The organism is Streptomyces sp. M2CJ-2 (assembly GCF_016757295.1).
GTDB lineage: Bacteria > Actinomycetota > Actinomycetes > Streptomycetales > Streptomycetaceae > Streptomyces.
The window spans coordinates 53,523-67,417 of the sequence record NZ_JAESIF010000019.1; the positions used below are offsets into that span (position 1 = coordinate 53,523).

Here is a 13,895-nt window from a genome sequence, read left to right on the forward strand (position 1 = left end):
GAGGGTCCCCGGGGCCCGCGGCGCACCGGATCGCCGGCGGCACAGGAAACGCGCATGCCGCCGGAGTTCTCGGGTCAGGGGTGTCCGACCGTCCGCTCGGGGCGGACGCCGTTCGTGTCGTCCCTGTCTAACCGGCTCCGTCGGACGGGTGCAACGACGGCTACAGGAAGTTGCCAGTGCCGGACCGGTCCTCGCGCGGAGGCGTGTTGTCCGTGTCGCGTACGTCCCGCGCCGTTCCCCGGGCCGGCACGTCCTGCCGTGGTGCACCCCGCCGGGCCGACGGCCCGGACGCACCCGGGGCCGGTCCGGCCGACGGGCGACCGGAGCTCTTCCGGCCCTTGGGCAGAAGCCCCAGCTCGGCCGCCCGGACCCCTGCCTGGAAGCGCGAACTCGCTCCGAGGAGCGCCATGATCTCCGCGACGTAGCGGCGATAGGTGCGCACCGAGATGGAGAGTTCGCGTGCGGCGACCTCGTCGGTGATGCCGACCTGAAGGAGGTTCAGGATCTGCCGGGCCACGTCGGCACGGTTGAGGTTGCCGAAGTCGATCTGCTTCTCGACCGGGACCGCGTGGCGCCAGAGCCCATCGAAGAGGGTGCCCAGCGTGCCGATCACGGTGGTGGCGCGGATCACCGAGGCCTGTCGCCCGATGACCGCTTGCGAGGTCACCAGGGCGGCCGTCCCGTCGACGATCATCACCTGGAGCATGGGCACCCTGCCCACCCGCACCTCGTACCGAAGGCTCTCCAGCATGGGGAGCTGGACCACTCCGCTGTCGAGCATCGCCTGGGTGCACAGGAGCCGCAGTCCGATGTTCTTCCGGCGGGTCTCCAACTCCCGGTACACGGAGTTGATCGCCTCGACGTGCTCCGAGTCGGCCAGCACGATGTCGATGGTCCGTTCGCCCTCGGCGACGAGCCCGAGGGCGGCTGCCGCCACCTCACTGCCACAGGGGGTGACGTTGGTGATCAGCGAGTCCCGCACGACACGGTCGCGGTGCTTGGCGACGGTGGCCTCGATCAGTCGACGGACCTCCATGAGCGTCTGCTCCATGTCGTCCGCGGGCTGTACGTCGTGTTGCCCGGTGTACCCGGTGTGGCCGTGGGGGACCTTCGCGGTGGTGTACCCCGGCCGTTCGACAGGATGGGGATCAGCCATGGCGTCGTGACTCCCGGTCGGGAGTGTCGGTGCGCTGCGGCAGCAGGGCCATCTCCACGGCCCTGGCCCCGGCCTGGAAGCGGGAGTTGGCCCCCAGCTCCTGCATGATCTCCGCGACGTGACGACGGTACGTGCGCAGGGACACCTGGAGTTCGCGCGCCGCCACCTCGTCGGTTCGGCCCTCGCACAGTTGTTCCAGGATGCGTCGTACCGACTCCGTGCGCATGCGCGCACTCGTGCGCTGGTGCTCGGCGAGCGACCGGGCGTTGGCCCACGATCCGGCGAACATCAGATCCAGGGCGCGGGCCGACGCCGTGTCCTTGATGATCGCGGCGTCGTGCCCCTTGCCGGGAGGATCCGGCATGAGGGCGACTTGACTGTCGACGATCAGCATGCCGCGCAACTCTCCTTCGTCGACCCGGATTTCGCACCGGGTGTCCCGGAAGTGTTCGGCGCTCGGCCTGCAACTGTTCACCGCCTGCGGCGTGCACAGCAGTCGGATGACCGGACCGCTGGCCCCGCCGCCCGCCGACCGCCCCTTGGAGGGGGACGCGTGGGCGGCGAGCGCGTCGAACACGGCAGACGCGCTCTCGCCTGCGGACAACGAAACGGAGACCGAGTGACGTGCCAGTCCGACGAGCCGGGTGACTGTGCCACCGATGTCGGCATCGTCCATGCGCAGTACGAGGGATTCGCGTACCGGCCTGGTCCGGTGCAGCGACACCGTCGATTCGATCAGCGCACGTGCCTGGAGCAGCGCGCTTTCCATCCTGCTGACGTCTTCGGCCGTATCGAGGGCGCCGTCGGCCGGGCCCGGGGCCGACCTGCCCGGTGAAGGGTTCCTGATCACGAGAGACATCAGGTCTTCACCGTGGTTTTTCAATGTGGAATGCTTCATTGCACTGATCGTTCCCCGTGATGCTCAGCGACAAAATCCTCGCCCTGGCGGAGGCGGAGGATGAAGTTGGCGAATTCGATGTCAGGAATTGTATTCCTGTCGAAAAATGCGCAGGGACTCCTGAGTGTTAACTTTGCCTGAACAGTCACCCATTCACCGTGAATTTACCTATGGAGGGAAAGTGATTCACGATGCGGTGGGTGGGGCTCAGGGTCGGCCGAGCCTGCTCGACTTCGAAGCTCAGACATTATGGGCTGGCTGCGGGCCAGTCAACGTCGGGTCGCGGGAATAGTCCAGGTAAAGCCCTACTCTCTGGCGGACCTCGCGGGCCGTCGCACCCAAAGTCTCCGGCCGGGTTGTCAGCAAGTTGCAGCGCTTTTGGTGGGAGTCGGAGGGCCGGCCCCGGGATGGACACGGATCACATCCGGGAGGTGACAGCCAGTCATTGTCACGGCGTGTCCCTGTCCGCTTGCTGTCATCTTTCGTCAGCCTGCCGAGTGGTGGACCTGGCGTCTCGGTGCATGACGGCACCCCAGATCAGTGCCGAATCAGCCAGTGGACATCCGGGTGCCCGGGGCGCACCGGCCGGGGTGACCGTGTGGTGGTGGCGGGGTGCGACGACGGTCCTGGCCGCGGACCTCGCCCTCCTGGACGACTCCGAGAGGCGACGCCTGGAGCGCATGCGCGCCCCGGGCCGGAGCCGCGGAGTTCGCCGGCAACCGGGCCGGCGGTGCGCCGCGTCCTGGCCGGTCTGCTGGACGCGGCGCCGGAGCCGGATCCGCCTGGGCCGTAGGCCGTAGGCCGTAGGCCGTGCCCGGGCTGCGGGGACGGGGAGCATGGGCCGCCGACGGTGCTGGAACCGCAGGCCGAGTGCTGGATCAGCATCTCCCACACCTCGGGCTGCGGCATGCTCGCCGTGGCCGCGGTGCCCGTCGGGGTGGACGTCGAACAGGTCCGGAACGTCCGTGTCAGGGATCTCGCACCCACCGTCCTCACCCCCTCCGAGGCGCGGTGGCTGGATGACTCCCTCGCCGGGGACGCGCTGCGCCGGGCGTTCCTGCGCTGCTGGACCCGCAAGGAGGCCGTGCTCAAGGCGGTCGGTGTCGGCGTCACGGTTCCCCTGAACCTGGTGGAGACGTATCCGGCCATCGCCGGCACGGTCACGGTCGCCGCCGGGGCGCCCGGCACGCCCGACACGTGGTCTGTCACCGACCTGCCAGTACCGGCGGCCTGGACGGCCTCCGTGGCTCTCCCCGCAGGGACGGGCGGGTCCGTCCGGCTGCGCCCGCACGTGGGGAACTGAGTCTGTCCCGGTGGAGTGACCTTCGGCACGCGGGAGGAAAGGAGTCCGTCGGCTGAGTTCGCCCTTCGACTGAGTTCGCCCTTCGGATCTCCCCGGCGCGTTTTCCGTTGAAATTTGAATCATTGTGCGGAGTTCCGTCGTGTGAACTCACGAGTGGCATTTCCGTCCTCCCCGTGGTCCGGTCCGGGGCCTCCCCCGAGCCCCTCCCGGCGATTGCGCTTCGCACCCTCGGAACGTCGTGGTGCTGTCATCGCCCGACGTGGGCGAGAGGTGCCGACCGGGTCCTTTCCCGCTTCGGGCCGGGGAACGTGGCGAAGGGGGGCGGCCGCCTTTCACGGTGCCGGCGGGATTCGGTGGGGACCGCGGCGGAGTGTGCGCAAGGGCACCGAATTTTCACCAAGTGCACCAAATTTTCACGTGGTTCATGGTGGCCGGTTGAACGGATCCGCGTGGGCCGGCCGGCACGGAGCCGGCGCCGCGGCCGGGCGCGGCGGACCGTGACCGCTTTCCCCGCTGGGCCACGGCCCGGTCAGCGGACTTCGTCGGCCTGTCCGGTGACCTGATGCTCCTGGGTCGGGGAGCTCGGCGCGGCTTCCTGCTGATCGCCGCGGGGGAGTCCGTTAAGGTCGTGTCGGAGCGACCGGGGCAGGGGGGGCCGGGAGTTCGGCGCCCTGACGGGAGGAAGTGCCCCGCACGGGCCCTCCCGGTCGGAGGCTGGGAGGGCGCGCTCGTCGGAGCCGATGTCATGGGGGCGCAGTGCGATTGAGAGTGGAGTTCACGACCGAGCCCTTCGACCTGGACGAGGCGCCCGCGCACGCGGTGGCGGCCCGGGAGGTCGTGGAGGCGGCCGAGCTGGACTCGGTGGACGTCGGGCCGTTCGGGAACACCGCGGAGGGCGGCGCGGAAACGGTGCTCACCACCGTCGACGTCCTGCTGCGCCGGTCCCTGGAAGCGGGCGCCACCCGGATCTCGCTCCAGGTCAACGTGATCGCGGAGGGCGAGGGATGAGCGGCGCGGCGGACGAGCCGTTCATCGCGGCCGTCACACCACTCGTCGACGCCATGGGCGGGCAGCTGCTCCCGCCCGACGAGGCCGGTCCCGACGACGTCGTACTCGTCTGGGAAGGGGTCGACGCCGTCGCCGTGCGCCTGCCCCAGCTCGCCGACTCCCTCGATCACATGCTCGCCGCCCTCGAGCGCCGGCAGGGCGGACCCCTCGCCGACCTGGACCGCAGGGCCAAGCAGGAGATCGTACGGAGCCTGGAGGCGCGCGGCGCCTTCGCCGTACGGCACGGGGTGGAGACCGTGGCGAGCGCGCTCGGCGTCAGCCGGTTCACCGTCTACAACTACCTCAACCGCGAGAAGGGCTCCTGAGCCCTGACCAGGGCGTACGAACCGCTTCCGGTGCTGCGTGGCGTGGTGGCCGCCCGCCAGTTCTCAACAAACTGTTGACGTGACGGTCCGTGGCGGCGTTAGCTGTCGGCACGCCCGTTCAGCACCGAGGTCGCTCGCGGCCGGGGAGGCCACCGTGACGTCCACTGCCACGCCGCCGGGCCTGGCCCGCTTCAACGCGCTGGAGGAGCCGGCGGCCCTCGCCGCCCTCCACGAGGCGTGTGCCTCCACGGCGTGGGCCCGCCGGCTGCTCGCCGACCGGCCCTACGCCACCGCCGACGACCTGTACGCCGCCTCCGACGCCGCGGTGAGCGGGCTGAGCGCGGCGGACCTCCAGGAGGCGATGGCCGGGCACCCGCCGATCGGCAGGCCCCGGCCCGGCGACCCGGCCTCGCAGCGGGAGCAGAGCGGCATGACCGCCGCGACGGACCGGCTCAAGGCGGAGATGCTCGAACTGAACCTCGCCTACCAGGAGAGGTTCGGTCAGGTGTTCCTCATCTGCGCCACCGGCCGGACCGGCGAGCAGCTGCGCGACGCGCTGACCGAGCGCATGGGCAACACGCCGGAGCGGGAGCGCGAGATCGTCCGCACCGAACTGGGGAAGATCAACCGCATCCGTCTGGCCCGACTCGTCGACGAGGACTGACGCAGGGATGAGCACCGACACCACCGCCTCCGTGCCCGCCGCCTCCGTGTCCACGCACATCCTGGACACCAGCGCCGGCCGCCCCGCTCGGGGTGTCGCCGTCCACCTCTCCGCCCGCTCCGGCCGTCAGGCGCCCTGGCAGGCACTCGGCGGCTCCGCGACCGACGCGGACGGGCGGTGCAAGGACCTCCCGGCGCCGCCGGAGGGAACCACCCACGTACGGCTCGACTTCGCCGTGGAGCCGTACTTCACCGACCGGCGGGCCGAGGAGCGGCAGGAAGCCCCCGCGAACCGGGACGGCGGCGCCGGAGTGTTCTTCCCGGAGGTGGCGATCACGTTCGCCGTCGTACCGGGCGAGCACTACCACGTACCGCTGCTGCTCAACCCGTTCGGCTACTCCGTCTACCGAGGGAGCTAGCGAGTTGACCGACACCTCCCGCCCTGCGGTCCTGGGCCAGAACCAGTACGGCAAGGCCGAGAACCGGGTCGTCAGGATCACGCGGAACGGCGCCACCCACCACATCAAGGACCTGAACGTCTCCGTCGCCCTGTCCGGCGACATGGAGGAGGTCCACTACTCCGGCTCCAACGCCAACGTCCTGCCGACCGACACCACCAAGAACACCGTGTTCGCGTTCGCCAAGGAGCACGGCATCGAGTCCGCCGAGCAGTTCGGCATCCGTCTCGCCCGGCACTTCGTCACCTCTCAGGAGCCCATCCACCGGGCCCGCATCCGCGTCGAGGAGTACGCCTGGGAACGGATCGCCACCTCCGACGCCCACGAGGGCGAGCACTCCTTCGTCCGCAAGGGCCAGGAGACCCGGCTGACGCAGGTCACCTACGACGGCGAGCGGTGGGAGGTCGTCTCGGGTCTGAAGGACCTGACGGTGCTGAACTCCACCGACTCCGAGTTCTGGGGCTACGTCAAGGACGAGTACACGACGCTGAAGGAGACCCACGACCGTGTCCTCGCCACCTCGGTCGCCGCCCGCTGGCGGTTCAACTGGACCGACGACGAGCAGCCGATGCCCGACTGGGAGACGTCCTACGAGCGGACGAAGCAGCACATGCTCCAGGCCTTCGCCGAGACCTACTCCCTGTCCCTGCAGCAGACGATGTACCAGATGGGCGCGCGGATCATCGACCACCGCGACGAGATAGACGAGGTCCGCTTCTCCCTCCCCAACAGCCACCACTTCCAGGTGGACCTGGAGCCCTTCGGCCTCGAGAACGACAGTGAGGACGGCGCCGTCTACCTCGCCGCCGACCGCCCCTACGGTCTGATAGAGGCCACGATCCTGCGGAACGGCTGTGAGGCGCTGATCCCGGCGGACCTCACCAACCTCTGAGGGCAGAAGGGACGAACGGACGCATCATGACACCGGACCAGCACACCGTCACCGAACGCGCCGTCACCGAACGCGTCGTCATCGAGAACTGCGCGATCGCGACCGTCGACGCGCAGGACACCGAGTACGCCTCCGGGCACCTCGTCCTCGCCGGCCACCGCATCGAGTCCCTCGGCGCGGGCAGGGCGCCCGAGGGCCTGGAGAACGTCGTACGCCGTATCGACGCCACCGGGCACCTGGCGACCCCCGGCCTGGTCAACACCCACCACCACTTCTACCAGTGGCTCACCCGGGGCCTGGCCACCGACCACAACCTGTTCGACTGGCTCGTCGCCCTCTACCCGACCTGGGCGCGCATCGACGAGCCGATGGTGGACGCGGCGGCCCGGGGGTCCCTCGCGATGATGGTCCGCGGCGGCGTCACCACCGCCATGGACCACCACTACGTCTTCCCGCGGGGCACCGGGGACCTGTCCGGCACCGTCATCCGCGCCGCCCGTGACATGGGGGTGCGCTTCACCCTCGCCCGCGGCTCCATGGACCTCGGCGAGAAGGACGGCGGACTGCCCCCGGACTTCGCCGTGGAGACCCTGGAGGACGCCCTCGCCGCGACCGAGGACACCGTCCGCCGGCACCACGACACCTCCTTCGGCGCCATGACCCAGGTCGCCGTCGCGCCCTGCTCACCGTTCTCCGTCTCCACCGAACTGATGCGGCGGTCAGCGGAGTCGGCCCGCGAGCTCGGCGTACGTCTGCACACCCACGGCTCGGAGACCGTGGAGGAGGAGAAGTTCTGCCACGAACGGTTCGGCATGGGCCCGACCGACTACTTCGAGTCCACCGGCTGGCTCGGCGAGGACGTGTGGATGGCTCACTGCGTCCACATGAACGACTCCGACATCGCCGCCTTCGCCCGTACGGGCACGGGCGTCGCCCACTGCCCCTCCTCCAACGCCCGCCTCGCCGCGGGCATCGCTCGCGTCCCCGACCTGCTGGCGGCCGGTGTCCCGGTCGGCCTCGGTGTGGACGGCACGGCGTCCAACGAGTCCGGCGAACTGCACACCGAACTGCGCAACGCCCTGCTCGTGGGCCGCCTGGGCCCGCACCGCGAAGCGGCCCTGACGGCTCGTCAGGCACTGCGTCTGGGCACCCACGGAGGCGCCCGGGTGCTGGGCCGTGCCGCCGAGATCGGCTCGCTGGAGCCGGGCAAGCTCGCCGACCTGGTGCTGTGGCGGATGGACACCCTCGCCCACTCCTCCATCGCCGACCCGGTGGCCGCGCTGGTCCTCGGCGCGGCGGCCCCGGTCACCGCGTCGTTCGTCAACGGCCGTCAGATCGTGGAGGACGACCGGCTCCGCACGGCCGACGAGGACGAGATCGCCCGCTCCACTCGAGCGCAGGCCCGGCGACTGGCCCGGATCGCCGCTCAAGCCTGAGCACGGGCCGGGCGGCTACGCCAGAGCCGCCCCGACCTCGTCGCGCAGCCGGGGCAGCATGTCGTGGAACACCCCGGGGCAGAGGGTGTCGCCGTAGTCCTTGTGACCGTAGAGCCGTGTGGCGGGGATGCCGTACCGGTCGCACACGTAGGCGCAGAGGGTTACCAGGACCTCCCACTGGGCCCGGGGCGGAACCGCGCCGTCGTGGTACGCGCCCTCGTTGGCGATGCCGACGGCGTAGTCGTTCTGCCCGGCGGTGTGGGTGCCGAGGGGGAAGGTGGTCTTGCCGGTGAGGCCCTTCAGACTGCCGTGCCGGCCCTCGGTGATCCAGCCGCCCCGGCTGACCAGGAAGTGGTAGCCGGTGTCGGCCCATCCGTTCTTGTCCATGTGCAGGTTCTGGACCCAGTGGGCGTGGGCGTGCGCCTGGGCACGGGAGAAGTCGGAGGTGTTGGCGCTCACCGTGTGATGGACGATGATCCTGCTCGGCCGGTACTGCAGGACGCGGATGTTCCCCTGGGGGGAACGGGCGCCCCAGGCTCCGGTGGAGTCGATGTCCGGCTCGACGGCTTCGGCGCTCTGCGCGTCGGCGGTGCCGGGCAGGGCGGTGGCGGCGACCAGGCCGGCGGCTCCGGCGAGCAGCAGGCGGCGCCGGAGGGCGTTCTCGGGGTTCACGATCACTCCTCGAAGGAGGGAGAGGGTGGGGGGAGCGGTGGAGCCGACGGCCGGAGGGCCGCCGGCTCCACCGCGTGATCGCGTGCCGGGGAAGTCCCGGGAGGCGCTCGCGCCTACACCGTCACGTGTTGTTGGCGAGGGCCAGGAGCCGGTCGCGCGAACCGTTGAACTGGTTGCGGTCCACGTTTCCGGCGACGCCGCTGACCGAGCCGGTGCTGGTGTACTGCCACACCGTCCAGGTCGGGAAACCGATCGGGATGGTCGGGGACGACGCCGAGGTCCAGTGCGCCACCCACAGCGGGCTCTTGCCGGACATGCCGGTCCAGTTGCCGGTGCAGGTGTTCCACCAGCCGGACGTCGTGTAGATCACCGCGTCACGGCCGGTGCGGGACTTGTAGGTGTTGTAGAAGTCGTTGATCCAGGTGCGCATCTGCGTGGTGGACAGGCCGTAGCACATGGCCCCGTAGGGGTTGTGCTCGATGTCCAGGACACCCGGCAGGGTCAGGTTGTCCCGCGACCAGCCGCCGCCGTTGGAGGCGAAGTAGTTCGCCTGGATCGCGCCGCTGGAGATGTCGGGGCGCGCGAAGTGGTACGCGCCGCGGATCACGCCGGCGCCGTGGGCGGCCGGGTAGTTGGTGTTGAACCGCGCGTCCTTGTAGCTGGTGCCCTCGGTCGCCTTGATCCAGGCGAACTGGATGCCGGAGTTGCGCACCGAGGTCCAGTTGATGGCGCCCTGCCAGTGCGAGACGTCGATGCCCTGGACGCCGTCGGTCGGGGCCATGATGCCCATCGACGGCGGTTCCGCCGGGGCGTCGCCGTGGACCTGGGCACCCACGCCCATGTACGCCTGGCCCGGCTTGACCTTGACGCGGTCCTTGTCGGGCTGGGGCGCGGCGGCGGCCGCGGTGGTCGCGGTGGTCGCCGTCAGCGCGAGAGCCGCGACGAGGACGCCGAGCGCCGTGGCCGCCCGTCTGCGGGTGCCGGTCGAACGGCTGGGGAACGAGAACATGACTGCCTCCGGTACGCATGTGGGGATGAGAGGAGGAGGTGACGTCGGCCGGTGCCACCTGGGCAGAGCCGTGCTGTTCCGTACTTTGACGTGCGCGCGTCATTAATTAGGCACGGGGGTTCTACGCGTGTAAAGCCCTCACGGCCGCCTCTGGAGGTCTGGTCCTCTGGAGGCTCGGGCGGCCTGGGGAATCGCCGTTCGACGGCGGAAACTTTCACGCCGTGAAAAACGCGGTGAGGGCGGAAGCGGCCCCGACGTGGCGGCCGGACGCACGGGGCGAGCGGGATGCCGCCCCGTGCGCCGACGCCGTCCTACAGCCCGAACAGGCCCGGATCCTCGGCCAGTTTCCGGAAGACGTCCTGCGGGCTCGGCACCAGCTTGCGTTCCTTGAGGTCCAGGACGCCGCCGACCGCCGTGATCTCGGCCGCGACCGTGCCGTCCGCCTTGGTGATGGTCTGCTCGATGCGGAACGTCTTGCCGGTGCCCCAGGTGAAGGCGCAGCTCACGTCGACCTCGTCACCGGCGAGCAGCTCCCGCTTGTAGCGGATGGTGGTCTCCAGGGCGACCGGTCCCACGCCCTGCCCGATGAGACCGGACTGCGTGATCCCGGCCTCCTGGAGCAGCGACCAGCGCGCGTGCTCCGCGTAGTTGAGGTACACGGCCTGGTTGAGGTGGCCCTGTACGTCGGTCTCGTACCCGCGCACGGTCACCCGGACGGAAAACGGCTCGCTCACTGAGTCCCCTTCAGGCCTGCTCGATTCGTGCCCTGACCACCGATCCTGGCACGCCCCTCACACCCGGCGCGGGGAGGCCAGCAGATACCGTGCCCGCGTCCTCGGCTCCGTGTACTCCCCGACCTGCCAGCCGGCCCGCTCGAGCGTTCTGGCGCAGGCCCGCAGCGCCGTGCCGTCCGGCTCGTACACGGCGACCGCCTCCGGCTGCGGGGTCTCCCGCACCCGGTAGCCGCCCTCGGTGTCCCCGACGGCCGGACCGTGTCCGGCGGCCTCCAGGGCGAGCGCGGCGGCCCGCACCAGATGTGTGCGCTCCCATCCGCACGGCCGGTCGGTGGCACCGTCGGGGTTGGTCATCCTGCGCAGCTCCAGCAGGCCCTGCCAGGCGCCGCGCACCTCCCGGAGCCGGGCCGGCCCGGTCCCGGAAGCCGTGTCCTCACCGCCGACCCGCGCCGCGAACACCCCGGTGGCGGCGGGCTCGGGTGCGGGCTCGGTCTCCGCCTCCGCCTCCACGTCCCGTGCCCGGTGCCCCGCGGGCGTCAGGAAGTGGTGGTGCGGCGCCCGCGGGTGCCGGAAGGCAAGCCCACGCCTCACCAGCGCGGCAAGCTGCGCCTCCGTCCCCTTCAGGCGCCCGGTCACGGGATCGGCACCCTCGACGACCCGCCGCAGCCCCGCACTCAACGCTCTCGTCACCACAGCCCCCCGACCCCCGACCGGCCGCCCATCTCTTTTCGATCCCTCGAAGACTACGACCGGGCACTGACACTCCCGGCGTCCGGAGCTTCGGCGCGATGCGTGCCGTTCCATGAGTCGGTCGTAGAATTCCGCTGTGAAGAACTCAGATCGTACGTCGCAGCCCGGAGCGGAACCGCGGAGCGCGGGCGGCAAGCCCGCGCAGGGCCTGGAATCCGTGGAGAACGCCCTCTCCCTGCTGCTCCTGCTCCGCAAGCAAGGGCGTGTGCGGCTGAGCGAGGCCGCCGACGAGCTGGGTGTGGCCCGGTCCACGGCCCATCGTCTGCTCTCCACCCTGCGCGGGCGCGGCTTCGCGGTGCAGGGCGCCGACAAGGTGTACCGGCCCGGCCCCACGCTCTACCGCCTGGGGGTGTCCCAGCGCTCCGAGTACGACCTCGTGGAAACCGCCCGGCCGCACATGCTGTGGCTCAACGGACAGCTCGGCGAGACGGTGCACCTGTCGGTCCGGGCCGGGGCCGAGGCGCGCATCCTGCACAGCATCGAGGGAACGCACGCACTGCGTGTCGGCAGCCGCGTCGGTGTGAATCTGCCCGCGCACCTCTCCGCCGGCGGCAAGGCGCTCCTCGCCGACCTGGGCGTCTCCGAGCTCGCCGACATCTACGGCACCCGGCGCACGGCGCAGGCGGACACCGACCCCGAGACACTGCACCACGCGCTCGCGACCGTCCGCAGGCGGGGCTACGCCGTCAACATCGGGGGAACCGAGCGCGGCATCTCCGCGGTGGGCGCCGCCGTGCGGGAGCCGGGCGGCCGCGCCGTGGCGGCGATGATCGTCTCGGCCCCTTCGCTGCGCTTCACCCGCGCCCGCCTCGGTGATGCGGCCGCTGTGCTCGGGGAGGCGGTGCGCCGCATGGAGGCGGCGCTCTGAGCCGGCGGCCGGTGTCCGGTGGCCGCACACGGCCGAAGCGGGGGCATGGTACGGCGGCAGGTCCGTGGTGCAAAGAAATGCTCCCCCTTGTACCGCAGAGCGGAACTGCTGGACATTTTTATTGCTCTCTGCGCAACAGAGCTGCTTCCATGCTGGTCACCGATGGGTCATTCGCTTGTCGCCGGAAGGACACCGGGGTCTGCGGAGCCGCCCACCGTGTCGGTGCTCCGCCTCGCGGTCCGCCCGGCTCCCTTTCCCCACCTCCCCGCGACAGGACGTGGCCGCATGACCACTGATGTTCAAGCCCCCGTTCCCGCCCGCGCTTCCGCTCGGCCCCCCGCTCCGGACCCGACGGACCGGCGCACCCGCGCCCTGACCCTTGCGGTCGTCGCCCTGTGTACGGCGGCGATCACGGTCGAGGGGTTCGACCTCATCGTCTACGGCGTGGCGATGCCCTCGATGCTCGCCGACTCGAATCTGGGCCTCGACAAGGCCCTCGCCGGAACTCTCGGCAGCCTCGTCTATCTGGGCATGCTCATCGGCGCCGTCGTCTGCGGGCCCCTCGCCGACCGTTTCGGCAGGCGTCGGCTCGTGCTGGTGTCGGGAGTGATCTTCACCCTGTTCACCGTCGGCTGTGCCGTCGCCGCCGCGCCCTGGCAGTTCGGTCTCTTCCGGCTGCTCGCCGGCATCGGCATGGGCGGTGTGATGCCGTCCTGTGTGGCCCTCGCGAAGGAGTACGCGCCGCGCGGCCGCTCCGCGCTGGTGGCGACCATCGTCCTCGCGGGCGTTCCGGTCGGCGGCGTGCTCGCCGCGCTCACCGCCGCCGCCTGGGGCGAGACCCTCGGCTGGCGCGGCCTGTTCGGTGTCGGCGCGGCGCTGTCGACGCTGGTGTTCGCCGGCGTGTACGCCCTGCTGCCGGACTCGCGGCCCGGAGCGGCCGACGCCCCCGGCCCCGGAGCCACCCCTTCGACGGCGTCCGTCGGCGGCCTCGAGTCCGGCGCTCCGACGGCCGAGGCGAAGACCCTCTCGCCGGCCCGCTCCGTGCTCTCGGACGGCCGCGCACGCACCACCGTGCTGTTCGTCGTCGCCAACTTCGCGGTGCTCCTGTCCTGGTACGGCCTGAACACCTGGCTGACCCAGCTGATGCGCGAGATGGACTACCCGCTCGGCTCGGCGCTGCAGTTCACGCTCGTGCTCAATCTGGGTGCCGTGATCGGTTCGTTCGGCATCGCCGCCGTCGCCGACCGGGTCGGCCCGCGCTTCGTCACCATCGGCAGTGCGGTGCTCTCCGCGGTCGCCGTCGTCGGCCTGACGTGGGGCGGCAACACCGTCGTCGTCCTCTGCCTGACCGCGCTCGCCGGTGTCGGCGCCCATTCGGCCCTGACCGTGCTCAACGACTGGGTCGCGTCCAGCTACCCGGCCTCGATCCGGGCCACGGCACTCGGCTACGTCTCGGGCTTCGGGCGCGGCGGCGCGATCGTGGCGCCGCTGCTCGGCGGCTGGATCCTGACGGCCTCTCTCGGCCCGACCACGGTCTTCTACGTCTTCGCCGCAGCCGCCGCCCTGAGCGCCGCGGCCCTCCTCGCCATCCCGAACCGCCGGGCCTGACGCCCCCGCCGCGAAGCGCGACGCCCCGTCTCCAGCAGGAGGCGGGGCGTTCTCGTCAGGCGGGAGGATCCTCAC

General features: G+C 71.0%; 15 protein-coding genes. 9 read left to right on the top strand and 6 right to left on the bottom strand.

Annotation, left to right across the window (positions count from 1 at the left end):
• Positions 1–160 precede the first annotated feature (160 nt).
• Both JL475_RS17080 and JL475_RS17085 read right to left on the bottom strand, forming a co-directional pair.
• Positions 161–1,156: a response regulator transcription factor gene (locus tag JL475_RS17080; protein ID WP_237407377.1), complete on the bottom strand. Its 996-nt coding sequence runs from the start codon at positions 1,154–1,156 to the stop codon at positions 161–163.
• Positions 1,149–1,925: a LuxR C-terminal-related transcriptional regulator gene (locus tag JL475_RS17085; RefSeq protein WP_237407379.1), complete on the bottom strand. Its 777-nt coding sequence runs from the start codon at positions 1,923–1,925 to the stop codon at positions 1,149–1,151. Before JL475_RS17085 ends, JL475_RS17080 begins: the two co-directional genes overlap by 8 nt.
• Before the next feature lie 979 nt (positions 1,926–2,904).
• Between JL475_RS17085 and JL475_RS40055 the strand changes: the two genes are divergently transcribed.
• The 7 genes from JL475_RS40055 (at position 2,905) to JL475_RS17120 (ending at position 8,179) form a co-directional block, all read left to right on the top strand.
• Positions 2,905–3,357 carry a 4'-phosphopantetheinyl transferase superfamily protein gene (locus JL475_RS40055; RefSeq protein ID WP_307825072.1) on the top strand — a complete coding sequence of 151 codons (453 nt, stop codon included), beginning with the start codon at positions 2,905–2,907 and terminating at the stop codon, positions 3,355–3,357.
• Between the two features lie 756 nt (positions 3,358–4,113).
• Complete coding sequence (locus JL475_RS17095) at positions 4,114–4,365, top strand: hypothetical protein (RefSeq protein ID WP_202278572.1); 252 nt, start codon at positions 4,114–4,116, stop codon at positions 4,363–4,365.
• Positions 4,362–4,730 (top strand): helix-turn-helix domain-containing protein, encoded by a 369-nt coding sequence (locus tag JL475_RS17100; protein WP_202278573.1) that lies wholly within the window; start codon positions 4,362–4,364, stop codon positions 4,728–4,730. Before JL475_RS17095 ends, JL475_RS17100 begins: the two co-directional genes overlap by 4 nt.
• Positions 4,731–4,884: 154 nt before the next feature.
• Positions 4,885–5,394, top strand: coding sequence for a 2-oxo-4-hydroxy-4-carboxy-5-ureidoimidazoline decarboxylase (uraD, locus tag JL475_RS17105; protein ID WP_202278574.1), 510 nt, complete (start codon positions 4,885–4,887; stop codon positions 5,392–5,394).
• Positions 5,395–5,401: 7 nt separating this feature from the next.
• Positions 5,402–5,812 (top strand): hydroxyisourate hydrolase, encoded by a 411-nt coding sequence (uraH, locus tag JL475_RS17110; RefSeq protein ID WP_202278575.1) that lies wholly within the window; start codon positions 5,402–5,404, stop codon positions 5,810–5,812.
• A gap of 4 nt (positions 5,813–5,816) precedes the next feature.
• Complete coding sequence (gene pucL / locus JL475_RS17115) at positions 5,817–6,743, top strand: factor-independent urate hydroxylase (RefSeq protein ID WP_202278576.1); 927 nt, start codon at positions 5,817–5,819, stop codon at positions 6,741–6,743.
• A 26-nt stretch (positions 6,744–6,769) separates the two neighbouring features.
• Complete coding sequence (locus JL475_RS17120; RefSeq protein WP_202278577.1) at positions 6,770–8,179, top strand: 8-oxoguanine deaminase; 1,410 nt, start codon at positions 6,770–6,772, stop codon at positions 8,177–8,179.
• 15 nt (positions 8,180–8,194) lie between these two features.
• Here the strand turns inward: JL475_RS17120 and JL475_RS17125 are convergent, their stop codons facing one another.
• The 4 genes from JL475_RS17125 to JL475_RS17140 all read right to left on the bottom strand — a co-directional run bounded on the left by JL475_RS17125 (position 8,195) and on the right by JL475_RS17140 (position 11,284).
• A complete protein-coding gene (locus JL475_RS17125) occupies positions 8,195–8,851 on the bottom strand; it encodes a peptidoglycan recognition family protein (protein WP_202278578.1) in 657 nt (218 codons plus the stop codon).
• A gap of 121 nt (positions 8,852–8,972) precedes the next feature.
• Positions 8,973–9,860 carry a lysozyme gene (locus tag JL475_RS17130; RefSeq protein WP_202278579.1) on the bottom strand — a complete coding sequence of 296 codons (888 nt, stop codon included), beginning with the start codon at positions 9,858–9,860 and terminating at the stop codon, positions 8,973–8,975.
• A gap of 311 nt (positions 9,861–10,171) precedes the next feature.
• On the bottom strand, positions 10,172–10,594 hold the full coding sequence (locus JL475_RS17135; RefSeq protein WP_109378903.1) for a thioesterase family protein: 423 nt from the start codon (positions 10,592–10,594) through the stop codon (positions 10,172–10,174).
• 57 nt (positions 10,595–10,651) lie between these two features.
• On the bottom strand, positions 10,652–11,284 hold the full coding sequence (locus JL475_RS17140) for a hypothetical protein (RefSeq protein WP_202278580.1): 633 nt from the start codon (positions 11,282–11,284) through the stop codon (positions 10,652–10,654).
• 136 nt (positions 11,285–11,420) lie between these two features.
• On the opposite strand from JL475_RS17140, the gene JL475_RS17145 reads away from it, so the two are divergent.
• Positions 11,421–12,212 carry an IclR family transcriptional regulator gene (locus JL475_RS17145; RefSeq protein ID WP_307825073.1) on the top strand — a complete coding sequence of 264 codons (792 nt, stop codon included), beginning with the start codon at positions 11,421–11,423 and terminating at the stop codon, positions 12,210–12,212.
• Between the two features lie 285 nt (positions 12,213–12,497).
• On the top strand, positions 12,498–13,820 hold the full coding sequence (locus JL475_RS17150) for an aromatic acid/H+ symport family MFS transporter (RefSeq protein WP_202278581.1): 1,323 nt from the start codon (positions 12,498–12,500) through the stop codon (positions 13,818–13,820).
• The last annotated feature ends 75 nt before the right edge of the window (positions 13,821–13,895 follow it).